The organism is Blastococcus sp. SYSU D00813 (genome assembly GCF_054050735.1).
The window spans coordinates 43,944-61,743 of the sequence record NZ_JBJGZX010000007.1 but is presented as its reverse complement, the minus strand read 5'-3'; the positions used below and the strand labels follow the sequence as shown (position 1 = coordinate 61,743).

General features: G+C 76.6%; 14 protein-coding genes. 11 read left to right on the top strand and 3 right to left on the bottom strand.

Going from position 1 to position 17,800, the window contains the following annotated elements:
- Positions 1 to 31 precede the first annotated feature (31 nt).
- From ACI8AX_RS06985 to ACI8AX_RS06955, 7 genes are read left to right on the top strand one after another with little or no spacing between them, the layout of a single operon-like run.
- Entirely contained in the window at positions 32 to 2,353 is a 2,322-nt protein-coding gene (locus ACI8AX_RS06985) for a CDP-alcohol phosphatidyltransferase family protein (protein ID WP_456549064.1), read from the top strand.
- Positions 2,350 to 3,354 (top strand): zinc-dependent alcohol dehydrogenase, encoded by a 1,005-nt coding sequence (locus tag ACI8AX_RS06980; RefSeq protein ID WP_456549063.1) that lies wholly within the window; start codon positions 2,350 to 2,352, stop codon positions 3,352 to 3,354. Before ACI8AX_RS06985 ends, ACI8AX_RS06980 begins: the two co-directional genes overlap by 4 nt.
- Complete coding sequence (locus ACI8AX_RS06975; protein ID WP_456549062.1) at positions 3,342 to 3,740, top strand: 6-pyruvoyl trahydropterin synthase family protein; 399 nt, start codon at positions 3,342 to 3,344, stop codon at positions 3,738 to 3,740. Before ACI8AX_RS06980 ends, ACI8AX_RS06975 begins: the two co-directional genes overlap by 13 nt.
- A gap of 9 nt (positions 3,741 to 3,749) precedes the next feature.
- Complete coding sequence (locus ACI8AX_RS06970) at positions 3,750 to 4,895, top strand: glycosyltransferase family 4 protein (RefSeq protein ID WP_456549061.1); 1,146 nt, start codon at positions 3,750 to 3,752, stop codon at positions 4,893 to 4,895.
- A 22-nt stretch (positions 4,896 to 4,917) separates the two neighbouring features.
- Positions 4,918 to 5,925 carry a lysylphosphatidylglycerol synthase domain-containing protein gene (locus ACI8AX_RS06965; RefSeq protein WP_456549060.1) on the top strand — a complete coding sequence of 336 codons (1,008 nt, stop codon included), beginning with the start codon at positions 4,918 to 4,920 and terminating at the stop codon, positions 5,923 to 5,925.
- Positions 5,918 to 6,637 carry a RibD family protein gene (locus ACI8AX_RS06960; RefSeq protein WP_456549059.1) on the top strand — a complete coding sequence of 240 codons (720 nt, stop codon included), beginning with the start codon at positions 5,918 to 5,920 and terminating at the stop codon, positions 6,635 to 6,637. Before ACI8AX_RS06965 ends, ACI8AX_RS06960 begins: the two co-directional genes overlap by 8 nt.
- Entirely contained in the window at positions 6,634 to 7,281 is a 648-nt protein-coding gene (locus tag ACI8AX_RS06955; RefSeq protein ID WP_456549058.1) for a GTP cyclohydrolase II, read from the top strand. Before ACI8AX_RS06960 ends, ACI8AX_RS06955 begins: the two co-directional genes overlap by 4 nt.
- Positions 7,282 to 7,299: 18 nt before the next feature.
- On the opposite strand, the gene ACI8AX_RS06950 is transcribed toward ACI8AX_RS06955, so the two are convergent.
- Both ACI8AX_RS06950 and ACI8AX_RS06945 read right to left on the bottom strand, forming a co-directional pair.
- Positions 7,300 to 9,435 carry a DEAD/DEAH box helicase gene (locus tag ACI8AX_RS06950; protein ID WP_456549057.1) on the bottom strand — a complete coding sequence of 712 codons (2,136 nt, stop codon included), beginning with the start codon at positions 9,433 to 9,435 and terminating at the stop codon, positions 7,300 to 7,302.
- A gap of 314 nt (positions 9,436 to 9,749) precedes the next feature.
- Complete coding sequence (locus tag ACI8AX_RS06945; RefSeq protein WP_456549056.1) at positions 9,750 to 10,847, bottom strand: hypothetical protein; 1,098 nt, start codon at positions 10,845 to 10,847, stop codon at positions 9,750 to 9,752.
- A gap of 140 nt (positions 10,848 to 10,987) precedes the next feature.
- On the opposite strand from ACI8AX_RS06945, the gene ACI8AX_RS06940 reads away from it, so the two are divergent.
- Positions 10,988 to 11,200: a hypothetical protein gene (locus tag ACI8AX_RS06940; protein ID WP_456549055.1), complete on the top strand. Its 213-nt coding sequence runs from the start codon at positions 10,988 to 10,990 to the stop codon at positions 11,198 to 11,200.
- Positions 11,201 to 11,290: 90 nt separating this feature from the next.
- On the opposite strand, the gene ACI8AX_RS06935 is transcribed toward ACI8AX_RS06940, so the two are convergent.
- The gene (locus tag ACI8AX_RS06935) at positions 11,291 to 13,000 is read right to left on the bottom strand and encodes a hypothetical protein (RefSeq protein WP_456549054.1); all 1,710 of its coding nucleotides are present in this window, start codon (positions 12,998 to 13,000) and stop codon (positions 11,291 to 11,293) included.
- Between the two features lie 174 nt (positions 13,001 to 13,174).
- Here ACI8AX_RS06935 and ACI8AX_RS06930 point away from each other — a divergent pair, with 174 nt between their 5' ends.
- The 3 genes from ACI8AX_RS06930 to ACI8AX_RS06920 all read left to right on the top strand — a co-directional run bounded on the left by ACI8AX_RS06930 (position 13,175) and on the right by ACI8AX_RS06920 (position 17,780).
- Entirely contained in the window at positions 13,175 to 14,584 is a 1,410-nt protein-coding gene (locus ACI8AX_RS06930) for an MFS transporter (protein WP_456549053.1), read from the top strand.
- Positions 14,585 to 14,811: 227 nt separating this feature from the next.
- On the top strand, positions 14,812 to 16,407 hold the full coding sequence (locus tag ACI8AX_RS06925; protein ID WP_456549052.1) for a hypothetical protein: 1,596 nt from the start codon (positions 14,812 to 14,814) through the stop codon (positions 16,405 to 16,407).
- Positions 16,404 to 17,780, top strand: coding sequence for an amidase (locus tag ACI8AX_RS06920; protein WP_456549051.1), 1,377 nt, complete (start codon positions 16,404 to 16,406; stop codon positions 17,778 to 17,780). Before ACI8AX_RS06925 ends, ACI8AX_RS06920 begins: the two co-directional genes overlap by 4 nt.
- Positions 17,781 to 17,800 lie beyond the last annotated feature (20 nt).

Genomic DNA, 17,800 nt, shown 5'->3' with positions numbered 1-17,800 from the left:
GGCCGGACGCTGAGGGGGTGCCGTGCGCTCGATGCGGCGGGAGACGGTCCTCGGCGCGGTCGCCACCCCCGCCCTGCTCGGCGTCCTCGCAGCGACCGCCGGCCTCGGCGCCGCCGGCTGGGCGGTCGGGCTGGCCTCCGGCTGGGGCGCCAGCGCGCTGCTCGACCGCGGGCGGGCCCGCCGCGGGGAGGCGGTCCTCCCCCCGGACCGGGTGACGCTGGCCCGGGCCGTCCTGACCGCCGGTGTCGCGGGGCTGGTGGCCGGCTCGGCGGGCGGCCCGCTGCCCGTCGCCGCGCTGGCCCCCCTCGCCTCCGTCGCGCTCCTGCTCGACGCGGTGGACGGCCGGGTGGCCCGGCGGACGGGGACCGCCACCCCGTTCGGGGCGCGGCTGGACGGCGAGGTCGACGCCTACCTCATCCTCGTGCTCAGCGTCGCGGTGTCCCGCGAGTACGGGGCGTGGGTGCTGGCCATCGGCGCCGCCCGGTACGTGTTCCTGGTCGCGGGGTGGGCAGTCCGGTGGCTGGCCGCGCCGCTGCCCTACCGGTACTGGGGCAAGGTCGTCGCCGCCGTCCAGGGCGCCGTGCTGACCGCGGCCGCCTCCGGCGCGCTGCCCCGCCCGGTGGGCCTGGTCGCGGTCGCCGTCGCGCTGGTGCTGCTCACCGAGTCGTTCGGCCGCAGCGTCGTCTGGCTGTTCCGGGCCGGCGCCGGCCCGCGGACCCGGACGGCGGTGCGGTGGGGGTCGGCGCTGGCCGCGGGCGCGGTCGTGTGGGCCGCCCTGGTCCTGCCGCCCCGGCTCGACCTGCTCACCCCGGCCGCCTTCGCCCGCATCCCGCTGGAGGGGCTGGTCCTGGTCGCCGTGGCGCTGGCCCTGCCGTCCCGGGCCCGGCGGGCGGTGGCGGCGGGGGCCGGGGTGGTCCTGGGCGTGCTCGTCGTCGTCAAGCTGCTCGACGTGGGCTTCACCGCGCAGCTGGGCCGGCGGTTCGACCCGGTGGTGGACTGGAGCTCGTTCGGCCCGGCGATCGGCGCCGCGCGCGACGTGCTGGGCGCCGGGTCGACCGACGTCGTCCTGGTCCTGGCCGGGCTCCTCGTGGCCCTGCTGGTGGCCGTCGTCGCCGCCTCGACGGTCCGGCTCACCGGCGTCGCCGCCCGGCACCGGTCCCGCTCGGCGCGGGGCCTCGCCGGACTGGGCGTGGTCTGGGCGGTGTGCGCCGCGCTGTCGCTGCAGCTGGCGCCGGCCGGGCCCGTCGCCTCCACGAGCAGCGTCGCGCTGGCCGTGCAGCACGGGCGGGACGTCTCGGCGACCCTGGCCGAGCAGCGGCGCTTCGAGGAGGCCAGCCGCGCGCCCGACACGTTCGGCGGGCTGGCCGGCTCGGAGCTGCTGGCCTCGCTGCGCGGCACCGACGTCCTCGTCGTCTTCGTCGAGAGCTACGGGGAGGTCGCGCTCACCGACCCCGCGATCTCCCCCGGCGTCACCGCGGTGCTGCGCGACGCCACCGCCTCCCTGACCCGGGCCGGCATGGCCGCGCGCAGCGCCTGGCTGGACTCCCCCACCTTCGGCGGCCTCAGCTGGCTGGCCCACGCGACCCTGCAGTCGGGCCTGTGGGTCGACAACCAGGTGAGCTACGACCAGCTCATGGCCAGCGACCGGCTCACCCTCGCCGACGCCTTCGGCGCGGCCGGCTGGCGCACCGTCGGGGTCAACCCCGCCCACGAGGAGGAGTGGCAGGAGGGCGCGACCTTCTACGGCTTCGACCACGTCTACGACCAGCACGACCTGGGCTACGCCGGGCCCAAGTTCGGCTGGGCGCCGGTGCCCGACCAGTTCACCCTCGCCGCGTTCGAGCGGCTCGAGCTCGCGCCGGGGCACGGGCCGGTGATGGCCGAGATCGACCTGGTCTCCTCGCACTGGCCGTGGACCCCGCTGCCGCGGATGGTGCCCGACGGCGCGCTGGGCGACGGCTCGGTCTACGACCCGATGCCGGCGCAGGGCCTGGCCGCCGAGGAGGTCCTGGCCGACACCGGCGCCGTCCGCCGGCTGTACGGGGAGGCCGTCGCGTACTCCCTGGAGGCGCTGCTCTCCTGGGTCGCGCGGCAGGACGACCTCGTCGTCGTGTTCCTGGGCGACCACCAGCCCATCACCGCCGTCACTGGTCCCGAGGCCGGCACCCGGGTGCCGGTCTCCCTCGTCGCCTCCGACCCGGCCGTGCTGGACCGCGTCACGTCGTGGGAGTGGCAGGACGGGCTCGTCCCGGGGCCGGCCGCGCCGCTGTGGCCGATGGACGCGTTCCGGGACCGGTTCCTCGACGCCTTCACCGCCGCGCCGGCGGCCCAGGCGCTGCGGCCCCCGCGGTGACCGGCCCGGGAACCGGCGCGCGGGCCTTCTGGCTGCGCGGGCCCGGGGCCGGGGAGATCCGGCCGGTCCGGCTCCGCGAGCCGGGCCCGGACGACGTCGTCGTGCGCACCCTGCACTCGGGGATCAGCCGGGGCACCGAGACGCTGGTCTTCCGCGGCGAGGTGCCCGCCGGGCAGCGCGAGGTCATGCGCGCCCCGTTCCAGGACGGCGACCTGCCCGGCCCGGTCGCGTACGGCTACCTCAACGTCGGGGTCGTGGAGCACGGCCCGCCCGCGCTGCTCGGGCGCACGGTGTTCTGCCTGTTCCCGCACCAGACGGCCTACGTCGTCCCCGCGGCCGCCGTCGTCCCCGTCCCCGACGGCGTCCCCGCCCGGCGCGCCGTGCTCGCCGGCACGGTGGAGACCGCGGTCAACGCGCTGTGGGACGCCCCTCCCCTGCTCGGGGACCGGGTGACCGTCGTCGGCGCCGGGATGGTCGGCTGCTGCGTCGCCCGCCTGCTCGCCCGCTTCCCGGGCGTCGAGGTGCAGCTGGTGGACGTCGACGCGGGCCGGGCGGACGTCGCGGCGCGGCTCGGCGTGCCCTTCGTCGCACCGGCCGGCGCCACGACCGGCCGCGACCTCGTCGTGCACGCCAGCGCCAGCGCGGCCGGGCTGCAGCTGTCGCTGGACCTGCTGCGCACCGAGGGCACCGTGCTGGAGCTGAGCTGGTACGGCGACCGGGAGGTGACCGTGGCGCTGGGCGGCGCGTTCCACTCCGGCCGGCTGGCCCTGCGGGCGAGCCAGGTGGGGTCCGTGGCGCCGGCCCGCCGGTCCTCCCGGACGGCGCGGGACCGCCTCGCGCTCGCCCTCGAGCTGCTGCGCGACGACGCGTTCGACGCGCTGCTGACCGGCTCCTCGCCGTTCGAGGAGCTGCCCGAGGTGATGGCGCGGCTGGCCGACGGCCGGCTGCCCGCCCTCTGCCACACCATCCGCTACGCCGGGGAGGCCGCGTGTACGCCGTGACGGTCCGCGACTCGATGATGATCGCGCACAGCTTCACCGGCGCGGTCTTCGGACCGGCGCAGCGCCTGCACGGCGCGACCTACGTCGTCGACGCGACCTTCCGCCGCGCCGAGGTCGACGGCGACGGCGTGGTGGTCGACATCGGCGCCGCCGCGGAGCTGCTGCACGAGGTGCTGGGCGGCCTCACCTACCGCAACCTCGACGACGAGCCCGACCTCGCCGGCACCAACACCACGACCGAGGTCCTGGCCCGGGTGGTCGCCGACCGGCTGGCGCACCGGATCGGCGACGGCGCGCTCGGTGACGGGGGCCGCGGCCTGGCGGGGCTCACGGTCACCCTCCACGAGTCGCACGTCGCCTGGGCCAGCTACGACCGGTCGCTCTGAGCCCCCGCCGTGGACGCACCCGCCGTGGCCGCCGTGACCGTCGTCGTGCCGGCGGGGGTCGACGACCCGGCACGGGTCAGCGGCGGCAACCGCTACGACCGCGCGGTGTGCGACGACCTGCGCGCCGCCGGCACCACGGTGACCGAGGTCCGCGCCGCGGGGGCCTGGCCGCGACCGCGCGACGCCGACCTCGCCGCGCTGGCACGGGCCCTCGACGCCGTCCCGGACGGCGCCCTGGTGCTCGTCGACGGCCTGGTCGCCTCCGCGGCCCGCCCGGTGCTGGTCCCCTGCGCGCGGCGGCTGCGGCTCGTCGTCCTCGTGCACATGCTCTTCGGCGGGGACGCGCCCGGTGGGGGTGTCCCGGCCGGCGACGAGGCCGCGGTGCTGACCGCCGCGCGCGCGGTCGTCACCACCAGCGCCTGGACCCGCCGCCGCGTGGTCGGCCGGTACGGGGTGCCGTCGGCGCGGGTGCACGTCGCCCGCCCGGGCACCGAGCCGGCGCCGCCGACCGTGCCCTCGCCGGACGGCGGCCGGCTGCTCTGCGTGGGGGCGCTGTCCCCGCTCAAGGGGCAGGACCTGCTGGTGACGGCGCTGGGCCGGCTCCCCGACCTGCGCTGGCGCTGCCGGCTGGTGGGCCCGCTGGACCGGGACCCGCCCTTCGCCGCGTCGCTGGCGAGGGAGGCCGCGGCCGCCGGGATCGCCGCGCGGGTGGCGGTGCCGGGGACCGCCGGCCGGGCGGCGCTGCGCCGCGAGTACGCCGGCGCCGACCTGCTCGTCGTGCCCTCGCGCGCCGACACCTACGGCATGGTCGTCACCGAGGCGCTGGCCGCCGGGGTGCCCGTGCTCGCCGCCGCGGTCGGCGGGCTCCCGGAGGCCCTGGGGCGCACGGCGCGCGGCGTCCCCGGGCTGCTCGTCCCCCCGGAGGACCCCGCCGCCCTGTCCACCGCGCTCCGGCGGTGGCTCGGCGACGCCCGGCTGCGCGCCCGCCTCCGCCGCGCCGCCCTCGACCGCCGGGCCGGTCTGCCGGGCTGGTCGCGGACCGGGGCCGACCTGCGCCGCGCCCTGGCGACGGCCGGCGCGGTGGACCGGCACCCGGGTGCACCGGACCGGGTGCGGATCGAACCGGACCCGGCGGGGATCCGTGCTGCCCAGTGAGACGGACGGAGGGCCGATCGGCGTGAGACGACGTGCGGAGGCGGCGGCGCGCCTGGTCGGCGGTGCCCTGCTCCTCGCGGTCGTCGTGGCGTGGGTCGGACCCGGCGCGTTCCTCGCCGGCCTGCGCGGTCTCGGTCCCGGCACGCTGCTCGCCGCCCTGGCCGTCGGCGCCGTCACCACGGTCTGCTCGGCCTGGCGCTGGCGGGTCGTCGCCGGCGCACTCGGGGTCGGGCTGCCGCTGCCTGCCGCGACCGCCGCGTACTACCGGTCGCAGTTCCTCAACAGCACGCTGCCGGGCGGGGTGGTCGGGGACGTCCACCGGGGGCTGCGGCACGGCCTCGACGCCGGCGACCTCGGCACCGCGGTGCGCGCCGTGGTGTGGGAGCGCGTCGCCGGGCAGGTCGTCCAGGCCGCGGTCACGGTGGTGGTGCTGCTCGCCCTGCCGTCGCCGGTCCGCGCCGCGGTGCCCGGCGTCGTCCTGGTCGCCGCCGGCGCCCTCGTCGTCCTCCTCGTCCTGGGCCGGGGCGTGGTCCGGCGCGGGCCGGCCCGCCTCGGGCGGGCCCTCCGGGCCGCGGCGGCCGAGGGCCGCGACGTGCTGGTGCGGCCGCCCGCGCTGCGGCCGGTCGTGGTCGCGTCCGTCCTCGCCCTCGCCGGGCACGTGACCCTGTTCGCCGTCGCGGCCCGGGCGGCCGGGGTGGCCACGCCGCTGCCGCGGCTGCTCCCCCTCGCCCTGGTCGTCCTGCTGGCCGCCGCCGTCCCGCTCAGCGTGGCGGGCTGGGGTCCGCGCGAGGGCGCGGCCGCCGCCGTCTTCGCCGCCGCCGGCCCGGGCGCCGCCGCCGGTGCGGCGACCGCGACCGCCTTCGGCGTGCTGGCCCTGGTGTCCGTGCTGCCCGGCGCCCTGGTCCTGCTCGCCGGCCGGCGGTCCCCGCCGCCGGTCCCGCGGCCGGCGGGCGTCCCGTCCCGGGAGCCGCCGGCCGCACCCGCCCCCGTGCCCGCCGGGATCCGAGAGAACGGAGCGGCCCATGGCTGACCGGCCCTACACCCTGCTCAGCTGCGGCATGTCGATCGACGGCTACCTGGACAGCGCCGGCGCCACCCGGCTCCTGCTGTCCAACGCCGACGACTTCGACCGGGTCGACGCCGAGCGCGCCCGCTGCGACGCCATCCTCGTGGGCGCCGGCACGGTGCGCGCCGACGACCCCCGCCTGCTGGTGCGCTCGGCGGACCGGCGGGCCGAACGGCTGTCCCGGGGGCTGCCCGCCTCACCGGCGAAGGTCACGCTGACCCGCCGCGGCGACCTCTCCCCGGCCGCCGCCTTCTTCACCACGGGGGACTCCGCGAAGCTGGTCTACTGCCCCGAGCCCGCCGCCGCCGCGCTCCGGGCCCGGCTGGGGGAGGCCGGCGAGGTGGTCGGCACCGGCCCCGGTCCGGACGTCGACGTCGCCGGTGTGCTCGAGCACCTCTCGGCCCGGGGCGTGGACCGGCTGATGGTCGAGGGCGGCGGGACCGTCCTCACCCAGTTCCTCGCCGCCGACCTCGTCGACGAGCTGCAGCTGGTGGTGGCGCCGCTGTTCGTGGGCGACTCCCGCGCCCCCCGGCTGGTCGGCAACGCCTGCTTCCCGTGGACCGCCACCCACCGGGCCCAGCTGGCCGAGGCCCGCGCGATCGGCGACGTGGTCCTGCTGCGGTACGCGCTGTCGGAGCGGTTCTGCGCCGAGCACGCCGCGGGTGCCGCCCGATGACCGCCCGGCCGGCGACCGCGCGGCCCCCGGACGCGACGGTGCGCACCCAGGTCAGGGTGCCCCTGCGCTTCCCGGACGGGTACGCCACGACCGTCCTCGTCAGCAGCTTCTCCGGCCTGGCGGACGGCCGCGAGCACCTCGCCCTCGCGTGCGGCAGCCCGCCGTCCGTCCCGCTGGTGCGGCCGCACAGCGAGTGCCTCACCGGCGACGTCTTCGGCAGCCAGCGCTGCGACTGCGGGCCGCAGCTGCGCGAGGCGGTCGAGCGGATCACCGCCGCCGGCGGCTACCTGCTCTACCTGCGCCAGGAGGGCCGCGGCATCGGCCTCTACGACAAGCTCGACGCCTACGCGCTGCAGGACACCGGCCTGGACACCTACGAGGCCAACGTCGCCCTCGGCCACGCCCCCGACGAGCGCGACTACACGGTCGCCGCGCAGATGCTGCGGGCGCTGGGCGTCTCCCGGGTGGCCCTGCTCAGCAACAACCCGGACAAGGCCGACCAGCTGGCCCGGCTCGGCATCACCGTGGCGGCGTCGGTGCCCACGGGCGTGCACCTGTCCGCGGCCAACGCGGCCTACCTGTCCACCAAGGCGCGCAACGGGCACGCCGCGCTCGGCCCGGGCCGGCTCACCGGCGTGGGCTGAGCGGCGGCCGGCCGGCGGTCAGGAGGCCGCGCCCGCCTCCTGGCCGGCGCCCTCGCGCAGGGCGTCGGTCAGCAGCGCCACCAGCGCCTCGAGCTGCACGTCGGCGGCCGGCGCGACCTCGTCGTCGGACCCGTCGAGCGCCCGCGCGGCCAGGCCCGCCTTGCTGCTGATCAGCTCGGCGATGCGGGCGTCGAGGGTCTGCGCGGCGATGATCCGCCACGCGGTGACCGGCTCGGTCTGCCCGATGCGGTGGCTGCGGTCGATGGCCTGGGTCTGCTCGGCGTCGGTCCAGGAGAGCTCCGCGAGGACGACGTTCGAGGCGACCTGCAGGTTCAGCCCCACCCCGGCCGCGGTGAGCGAGCAGACCGCGATCGCGACGTCGGGCTCGGTCACGAAGGCGTCGACCTCCCGCTGCCGCGCCGAGGGGGTCTGGTCGCCGCGGATCGAGGAGTACCGCACGCCCTGGCGGGTGAAGGCCTCCTCCGCGGCGTCCATCACGTCGACGTGCTTGGCGAAGAAGACGACCTTGCCGGCGCTGCGGGCCAGCTGCGCCGCGTAGTCGGCGGCCAGCTCGGCCTTCGCGCGGCCGATCCGCCGCATCATGCCGAACACGTTCTCACCGGTGCCGGTGGCGGCGTCCTTGAGCTCCGCGCGGGCGATCCGGCGCACCAGCTCGGTGTCGATGCCCTCGGTCGTGACCGTGCGCGCGGCCAGCGCGTTCTCGTACTGCCGGACCAGCCGGCGGACGAGCTCCCGCTCGGCGGCCCGGATCGACCGGCCGGCCGCGCCGTCCAGCTCCACGGGCAGGTCGGCGATGCGGCGGGCGGGGATGTCGGCGGCGACGTCGACCTTGCGCCGGCGCACGATGCCGAGGTCGACCACGCAGCGGCGGGCGGCGGCGTAGAAGCCGGGGTCGGCGGGCGTGAGGCCGGTGGCCTCCAGGGCCTCCATCAGCGCGCCGAGCGGCTTGCTGTCGTCGATCCAGCCGAGGAACTGCCAGATCGCCCGGAAGTCGTCGATGTCGTTGATCAGCGGGGTGCCGGTCAGCGCCATGAGCAGGGGCCGCCCGGCGCGCTCGCGGAGGCGCTCGGACAGCGCGAGCACGTGCTGGCTGCGCTGCGAGGTCTTGTTCTTGATGAAGTGGGCCTCGTCGACCACCATGCCGCCGAAGCCGAACCCGCCCAGCCAGCCCACGTGCCGGTCGAGCACCTCGTAGTTGACGACGACGACGTCGGCGAAGCCGTCCACCGTGTCCCCGTCGCCCTGCACGACCGTGGCCCGCCGGTGCGGGATCCACCGGGCGGCCTCGCGGGCCCAGTTGGTCTTGACCACGTTCGGGACGACCACGAGCAGCGGGTAGGCGTCGGCCGCCTCGGCGGCCAGCAGCGCCTGCGCCGTCTTGCCCAGGCCGGGCTCGTCGGCCAGCAGGAAGGTGCGGTGCCCGGCGGCGGCCGCGGCCACCAGCTGCCCCTGGTGGGTCATCAGCTCCAGCCCGGCCGGGGTGAAGCGGGAGGTCGGGAAGGGCAGGTCCATGCACGCCGGGGCGCCGCCGGCCCGCTCGAAGGAGCTCAGCAGCGGGCCGATCAGCTCCCACCCGGCCAGCCGGCGGGGGGCGGCGGGGCGCTGGGCGACGGCGGAGAAGTCGGGGGCCAGGAAGGGGTTGGCCAGCTGCCGGGAGATCACCGACTGCGGCACGACCCGCCGCTCGGCGGCCGGCGCGGCCACCGGCTCCGGTGGAGCGGTCTCCTCGGGCTCGGGCTCGATGCCGATCTCGCGCAGCATCTCCCGCTTGAGCGTGCGGGCCGCGTCGGTCACCACGGCGTCCTCCGCCAGCAGCGCCATCAGCCCGGCGTCCCGGACGGCCGTGGTCGCGAGGATGGTGGCGATCCCGTCCAGCCGCTTGAGCTGCTCGGAGCGCCAGGCGTCGCTGCCCTCCGCCGTCCGGACGCGGGCGCGCTCCTCGCGCAGCAGCAGCGCGACGGCCTGGAACTCCGCCCGCACGGTGGGGGTGACGCGGCCGCGCTGGGCGGCGGCCTCGACGTGGCGGGCGCCGCGCGCCAGGATCCCGACGACGTCGCCGCGGGCGGGCACCCGGCGCTGTCCCCGGGGTGCGGTGCGGCGGGCGCCGGTCGGGCGCTGGCCCGTTCGAGCCACGGATCCTCCTCCGTTCACCGGGGCGGAGTCGCCCCGGCAGCGTGCTGCGGCCCGCGGACGGGCCGGGGACGTCCCCGGGGTCTCGTGCCCCGGGACCGGACGTCCCTGTCCCCCGCCGGCGACGGACGCCGGCGGGCCTCGAGCCGGGCGCCGCAGCCGCCGGTGCGGGCTGGGGCGCGGCTGCGCGCGGACCTCGGTCGGGTCGCGTGCGGCTCCCGGACCGGTACTCCTGCACCAACGCCTGGGCGCGTGCGCGATTCCCGGTCCGCCGTCCATCGTGCCAGCCGTGCGCCACCCGGCGCGCGCGGCACGCGTCAGAAGAGGTTCTCCCCGTGCGGCAGGAACATCGCCCACCGCGCGGGCGGGCCCTCGATGGTGGCGGTGACCGTGACCAGGGAGCCCTCGGCGCGGACGTCGGGGTCGCTGAGCAGGCTGCTCCACGGGCGGTCCGCGACCGCGCTGGAGCCGGAGGTCAGCAGCTCCTCCAGCTCGGTGGCCAGGGCCTCCGCCTCGAGGCCCGAGCCGGTGGAGTAGGCGAGCACCGCCCGCCCGCGGCCGTCCCACACCAGCCCGAGGCCGACGGTGTCGTAGGTGAGGTCGCTGCCGTCGGGGCGGCTGGTCAGCTGCGCCGAGAGCACGCCCTCGGCGTCGAGGGCGGCGGCGACCGCGGCGAGGTCCTCGTCGTCGGCCAGGCTCGGCCCGCCCATGGCAGCGCCGACCAGTCCCTCGATGCCGTCGTCGTAGGCGGCGTGCAGCAGCGTGCCGTCGTCGGGCGTGCCCAGCCGGCCGGCGCTGCCGGTCGGCGAGAGCGCGTGCTGCTGCTCGAGGTCGGTCTCCAGGTCCTCCCGCCAGCGCAGCACCGGCACCCCGTCCACCTCGACCTGCTCGGTGTCGGGCCCCACCGGCCCGGCCAGCGTCGTCTCCGCGATCGCGCCGGGGTCGAAGTCGCCCCGGGCGGCGGAGAGCAGCCGCGGCGCGACGCCGGCGGAGACGTCCGCGGCGACCTGCTGCGGCCCGAAGCCGAACTCCTCCTCGGCCGAGGCGGTGACCACCGTCACCAGGTTCACCAGGTCGCTGGCCTGCGTCAGGCCGCCGTCGTCGAGGGTCAGCGGTGAGAAGTAGTCGAGCAGCTCGTCGGAGGACACCCCGACGGGTGGGACGTCGACGCCGTAGGCCTCGGCGGCGGCGTGCCAGCGGCTCACGGTCACGACGCCCAGGTCGGCCGCGTCCAGGGGCGGGAGGAGGGCCAGCATGGCGGTGATCGAGTCGTCGGCCGCTCCCGTGCCGGCGCCGCCGTCCTGCCCGGCCGGCGCGGCGCTGCCGTCGGCGGTGGAGCTGCACGCCGGCGTGAGCAGCGCCAGCCCGGCGAGCAGGGCGAACAGCGACGGGCGGGCGCGGCGGCACGGGGACACGGCGCGGGATCATGCCGTCCGCCACGCAGCCGCGGGGCGGTCGCCGGCACGGGCGGCGGCGCCGTGAGGCTGACCACATCCGTGCCCGGCCGGGCTCGGAACCGGGCGGAGCGGCGGAACGCGGTGGTAACACTGCCGGCATGGCCGTGTTCGAACCGCGCACCCGCGTGGCGCAGACCCTCGCCACCACGGCGCTCCTCGTGCTGGTGCTCGGGGTGCTCCCGTTCCTCTGGGACGCCCCGGGCGTGTGGCGGGTCCTGGGCCCGGCAGCCGCCGCCCTCTTCGCCGTGCACGCCGTCCGCGTCGTCTGGCACGAGGCCTTCAGCACCCGGCACCTCACCGGCAGCCGCTGACCCCCGCACCGCGCGCAGCAGCCCCGGACCGCAAGACGCGGTCCGGGGCTGCTGCTTCTCGGGGGGTGCCCGGCGCGGGGCCGGGCCGGGTCAGCCGAAGATCAGCACCCCCAGGACCGTCGCGACGACGAGGCCGGCCATGACGGGGAAGAACAGCATCCGGGCCAGTTCCACCGCCGACACCCGGCAGAAGCCGGCGACGGCGAGCAGCGAGGACCACGCCACCAGCGTGCCGCCGCCGGACCAGATGTTGCCCATCTGCCCGATCGCGGCCAGCGTCGGGCTGCTCACGCCGGCCCCCTCGGAGAGCGACCCGGCCAGCGCCCCGGTGAGCGGGAGGCCGGAGAACCCGGAACCGTCCAGGCCCGCCACCACGCCGACCAGCATGATGCCGAGGGCCGTGATGAGCCCGTTCTCGGGCAGCTGCTCCTGCACCTTGGTGACCAGGTCGAACAGCAGGCTGGGTCCGGTCTCACCCTCCGCGACGCCGAGGATCTGCCCGGAGAAGTCGCCGCTGCCGATGAAGAAGAACCCGGCGATCGGCAGCACCACGCCCATCGCCTTGAAGGCGAACACCAGGCCGTCGATGATGTGGTCGGCCGCCGTCTCCAGGAACTTGGGGCCGCTGCGGGCGTAGGCGGCACCGAACATCACCAACAGGGCGATGCCGCCGACCAGCGCAGCCGCCTCGCCGCCGGCGAGGTCGTCCACGTCGTCGGACACCGTGGCCACGATGAGGTAGACGACCAGCGCCAGGTAGGCCAGCGGCACGAGCAGCGCGAACGCCTTGGAGGCCAGCGGCTTCTCCACCGGCTGGATCGTGTGCGCCTCCGGCGGCACGGGACCACCCGCCGGGGTGCCGATCAGCGCGCGGCCCTTGCCGAGGCGGGTGGCGACGGTCTCGGCCTCGTCGCGCGGCGCCGTGCGGCCCCCGCCGCTGACGGCGCCGACCAGCTCCCGCTGCCCGGTCGCCGACGGGCCGCCGCCACCGGTCTCGTCGACCGGGATGCCACCGGCGCCACCCGCACCGCCACCGGACGGGCCGTCGCCGTCGCGGCCGTCCGCCCGGCCCTCGGCGGCGTCCTCGATCGCCTCCGCGTCCGCGGTGCCCGACCGGCGGTCGCCCGCGGCCTCCCACTCGGCCAGCAGGGCATCGGAGGGCCGGCGCATCTTGCGGATCTCCATCGCGTAGCCGATGGCGATCGCCACGGCCCCGACGATCAGGGACAGGACGAGCGCCCGGTCGGCGACGAGCCCGACGTCCTCGATCCCGGCGGTGGTGGCCGACAGCTGCGGCGCCACCCCGATGATGTAGTCCGACGACAGGGCCATGCCCTGCCCGGCGACCGCGACGGTGAACCCGATCGCCAGCGGGCGCAGACCGGACCGGACCGCCACGGGGATCAGGACCGCCCCCACGAGCGGCACGGCCGGCGTCGGCCAGAAGAACAGCGAGATGAAGTACGTGACGATGATCAGCGTCCACCAGGACAGGTGGGCGTTGCGCATCACCTTCCGGAAGGGCGCGACCATCCGGCGGTCGGACCCCAGCCCCTCCAGCGCCCGGAGCATCGCCGTGACCATGGCGATGATCAGGAAGATGTTGAACAGGGCGGTGGCCGCCGCGAGGCTGGCGTTGAACACGGACGCCAACCCGGTCAGGAGGCTCCCCGACCACACGAGCGCGGTCAGGAACGTGGCCAGCACGGCTGGGACCACGATGTTCTTGCGCATGATCATCGTGGCCAGGATCACGACGACCCCGGCCAGGAAGACCCAGTGCGCTGCTTCGAGTTGCATCGACGCCCCTAGGGGTGTGAGCCCAATGTGATGACGAGCACCGTCCCCGACGGGTGGGGGCCCGTCCATGAACGAAGTGCACATCCGCTCCGCCCCGGAATGTGCAGCGTGCCGTAGGAACGTTTCCCCGCTGTTGACAGGGTGTTGGCCACGCGGACAGGAAGAGGACGCCTCGTGACCTCGACGAGACCGGTCAGGTCCCGCCCCCCGGCCTCCCCCGGCGGGAGCGCCGACGGGCCGCCGGCACGGGCCGGCTGGCTGCTCGCCGCCCTGCTCGGTGCGACGTTCCTGGGCACGGTGAGCAACAACATCGTCAACGTCCCGCTGCGCGAGATCACCGACGGCTTCGCCGCCCCGGTCAGCCAGGGCGTGCTGGTCGCCTCGGCCACGGTGCTGGTGCTCGCCGTGGCGATGCCGACGACCGGCTGGGTCAGCGACCGGCTCGGCCGCCGGCGCACCCTCGTGCTCGCCATGTCGGTGCTGCTGGTCGGCACCCTGGGCGCCGCCCTGTCACCGACCCTGCCCCTGCTGGTCGCCAGCCGCGCACTGCAGGGCGTCGGGTGCGCCCTGGTCCCGACCGCCGTCATGGGCACCCTGGCCCGGCTCTGGCCGGCCGCGCAGCGCAACCGCGTCATGGGCGCCTGGGGCGCGGCCAACGGCATCGGCCAGGCGGTCGGCCCGCCGATCGGCGGCCTGCTGGCCGACGCCTTCGGCTGGCGGTCGATCTTCTGGCTGCTGCTGCCGATCACCGTCGGCGTCCTCGTGCTGGCCGCGGCGATGATGCCCCGCGACGCCGCGCAGCGCGTACCGGTCGACGTCCCCGCCATCGGCTCGCTGACGCTCGGCGTCGCCGCGCTGATGACGGCGATCACCGTCGCACCCCAGGACGGCGTCCCGGCGTGGCTGCCCCTGGCGGCGACCGGTCTGGGCGTGGTGGCGCTGGGCGCCTTCGTCACCGCCGGGCTGCGCCGGCCGGAGGGCTACATCGACCCGCGGCTGCTGGTCGAGATGCGCTGGCTGCGCAGCGCGGTCGGCGTCTTCGTGCAGCAGGTGACGCTGTTCTCCACGCTCGTCGCCGTCCCGCTGCACCTCACCGGCGTCGTCGACCTCTCCCAGACCGCCACCGGGCTGCTGGTGTTCCTGCTCCCCGTGGTGTGGGCGACGTCGGCGCCGCTGGTGGGGCGCCTGGCCGACCGGATCGGTCCCCGGACGGTGCTGCGCTCCGGCCTGCTCGTGCTGCTGGCCACGTCGGTCGCCCTGTCGGTGCTGCTCGGACTGCGCTCGACGCTGGTCCCGGCCTTCGGCGCCGTGCTCGTCGTCGCCGGGCTCGGGGTGGCGCTGGTGCAGACGCCGTCGCTGGGCGGGGCGACCCGCTCGCCCGCCGGCCAGAAGGGCGCCGGCCTGGGGCTGTTCAACATGATGCGGTTCGTGGGCGCCTCGGTGGGCGCGGCGGCGGTGGCCGCCGCCTACCCCGGTCACCTCGGCTGGCTGTTCGGCGGCTGCGCGGCGGTCGCCCTGCTGGGCCTGGCGGTGAGCTTCGCCGGCCGCGAGGTCGCCGACGCGCCGGCCCCCGCCGCCCGCTGACCGCGACCGCCTGACTGTCGGACGCGCAGCCTGCCCCCGTCCGCCGAGCCCCGGCACCGGGGTGGCCGGGGCGGACGACAGCGCCGTCACCGCGCCCGTGCGACGGCGGGTCCGCAGTGGTCATCGTGCACATTGCGGGGCGGACCCCTTTGTGCAGTTCACTCGTGACCCAGCTCACGGCGCTCGCTAGCGTCCAGCCTCAAGATCAAACACGGACCGGAGGCATCGTGACTGCTGCACACTGGGTCTACCTGGCGGGAGTCGCCTCGCTGATCGTCGTGATGGTCATGCGCAAGAACGTGATCATCCCGGCGATCGTCGCGACGCTGCTCACCACCTGGGTCCACACCGGGGACTTCCTCAACGCGCTGGGCTCGGTGTTCAGCGCCAGCATGGTCGCCACCACGGAACTGCTGAACATCTTCCTTGTCCTGGCGGTCGTCTTCGCGCTCCTGTCGGCCATGCGGTCGATCGGCGCCGACCAGCGCATGATCGCCCCGATCGCGTCGCTGATGAAGAACGGGCCCGTCGCCTTCGCGGTCCTGTTCGTCGGTACGTACCTGCTCTCCCTGGTGTTCTGGCCCACCCCGACGCTGGCCCTGATGGCCGCGGTCGTCCTCCCCGCGGCGGTGCGCGCGGGCCTCTCGCCCCTCGCCGCCGCCATGGCCATCGCCATCGCCGGCCAGGGCATGGCACTCGCCTCCGACTACGTCATCGGGGTCGCCCCGAGCCTGTCCGCCGCGGGGGCCGGCGTGCCCGCCGACGACATCGCCGACCGAGCGCTGGTCCTCAGCTGGATCGTCGGAGCCGTCGCCATCGGCATGACGTACGTCCTGCACGTCCGCAGGCGCACCCGGGCAGCAGCGGCGGCCGGTGGCACGGCCGGCGAGGCCGCCGCGGGCAGCCTGACCGTCGAGAGCGTGCCCGTCGCGGTCGGCGAGGCCATGACCACCAAGCACGAGCCGCAGCTCACGGCGGCACCGCGGTCGCCGTCGACCGCGCCCGCCGTCGACGCCGGCAGCGGAGACGGCGGTGGCACCGGCACGAGTGACGCCGACGACGCGCCGGCCGGCGGCATCGTGGGCTTCTCCCGCCGCGCCGGGACCGCCGGGCCTGAGCATCCCCAGGCGCGCCTGTTCGCCATCGCGGTCCCGGCGGCCTTCGCGGTGCTGGTCGGCTACATCCTGCTGGGCAAGACCACCGACCTGGTGCCCGAGGTCGAGGCCGGCTGGGGCGCGGCGCTCGTCGGCGGCCTGGCCGTCCTCCTCATGCTCGGCGTCACCGTCAGCTCCGGCGGCGACGGGCTCGAGCGCGCCGGTGAGCACTTCGTCGGCGGCCTCGTCTTCGCCTTCAAGGCCATGGGAGTGGTCATCCCGGTGGCGGGTTTCGTGCTGGTGGGCATCTCCGACTTCGCCGGCCGGATCATGCTGCTGCCGGAGGACGCCGAGGCACCGGGCTTCCTGTTCGACGCAATCGCCAGTGGTGAGCGCTTCATCCCCGACAACGGCGTCGTGGTCATGTTCGCCATGCTGCTGGCCGGCATGCTGATCGGCCTGGACGGTTCCGGCTGGGCGGGCCTGCCGTTCACCGGCGGTCTCGCCGAGGCCTTCGCCAGCTCGACCGGTGCCGACACCGCCACCTTGGCGGCGATCGCCCAGAACGGCGCCAGCTGGACCGGCGGGGGCACGCTGCTGATCTGGTCCTCGCTCATCGCCGTCGCCGGCCTGACCGGGGTGCCCGTCAGCACCCTGGCGCGCAAGCTCTTCGTACCCGTCGTCAGCGGGCTCGTGATCAGCGTGGCGGTCGCGGCGGTGATCTGGTGAGCGCACTCGCTGCCCGGCCGACCGTGCGCGGGCTGGCGGCTGCCGTCCGCGACCGGCACCGCTCACCGCTGGAGATCCTCGACGACTGCCTCACCCGGATGGCTGAGAGCGAGCCCACGGTGCATGCCTTCGTCTCCCTCGACGAGGGAGCACTGCGCACCGAGGCCGCGGCCCTGTCCGAGGAGGCCGCTCGTGGACACCTCCGGGGACCGCTGCACGGCGTCCCGATCGCCGTGAAGGATCTGATCGACGTCCGCGGGCTGCCGACCCGGGGCGGGTCTGCGGTCACCGACGACCGGCCCGCCGCACAGGACGCGCCGGTCGTGCAGCGGCTGCGCGGGGCGGGTGCGCTCATCGTGGGGAAGACGGCGACGCACGAGTTCGCCCACGGCGTCACGACACCGCCCACCCGGAACCCGTGGGACCCCGCGCGGATCCCCGGCGGTTCGAGCGGCGGGTCCGCCGCCGCGGTGGCCGCCGGGCAGTGTCCCGCGGCTCTCGGGAGCGACACCGGCGGGTCGATCCGCGTACCGGCCGCTCTGTGCGGCGTCTCCGGGCTGCGACCGCGCCGCGGTGACATCCCGACCGAGGGCTGCCTGCCGTTCTCCGCCCGGCTCGACACGTGCGGCCCGCTGGCCGCCGACGCCGAGGACCTGGCCCTGCTCTACGAGGTCCTCGCCGGCTCCTCGTGCCCGCTGGACCAGGAGCCGGCCGGGCTGCGCGTGGGCACCGTGCCGGTGGAGCGGCTCGGCGAGGTCGATCCCGAGGTGCTGGCGGCGGTCGAGGAGGCGCAGGCGGTCCTCGCGGCCGCCGGCGCCGCGACCAGGCCGGTGCGCGTGCCCCACTTCGCCGCGTGGAGCGCCGCGCGGACGACGTACGTGCTGCACGACTTCCTCGACGTGCACCGCTCGGCCGGCTGGTACCCCGGCCGCCGGGACCGCTACGGGGAGGAGGTGGCCAGCTATCTCGCGGTGGCCGAGGGCATCACCCGCGAGGCCCGTGACGCCGCCGTGCGGGAGCTCCAGCGACTCGGGGCCGAGCTGCTGGCCGGCCTGCACGAGGTGGACGTGCTCGTCCTCCCCACGACCGCGATCCCGGCGCCCACGGTGGTCGACAGCGCCTTCCGCGCCGACGGGGACGGCCGCTCCCCGCTGGTGGGAACGCTCATGCGGCTGTGCGGACCGTTCAGCTGGTGCGGCCTGGCTGCGGCGAGCATCCCCTGCGGCACCACGGCGGCCGGGCTGCCCGTGGGGCTGCAACTGGTCGGCCGCGACGTGCCGACGGTGCTCGGTGCCGCCGCCGGCTACCAGCGCCTGACCGGCCACCACCTCCGGACGCCCGAGCCCGGTCCCCTCGCCGCGGCCCCGGCATGACCCGGGGCCGGGTGGTCCCG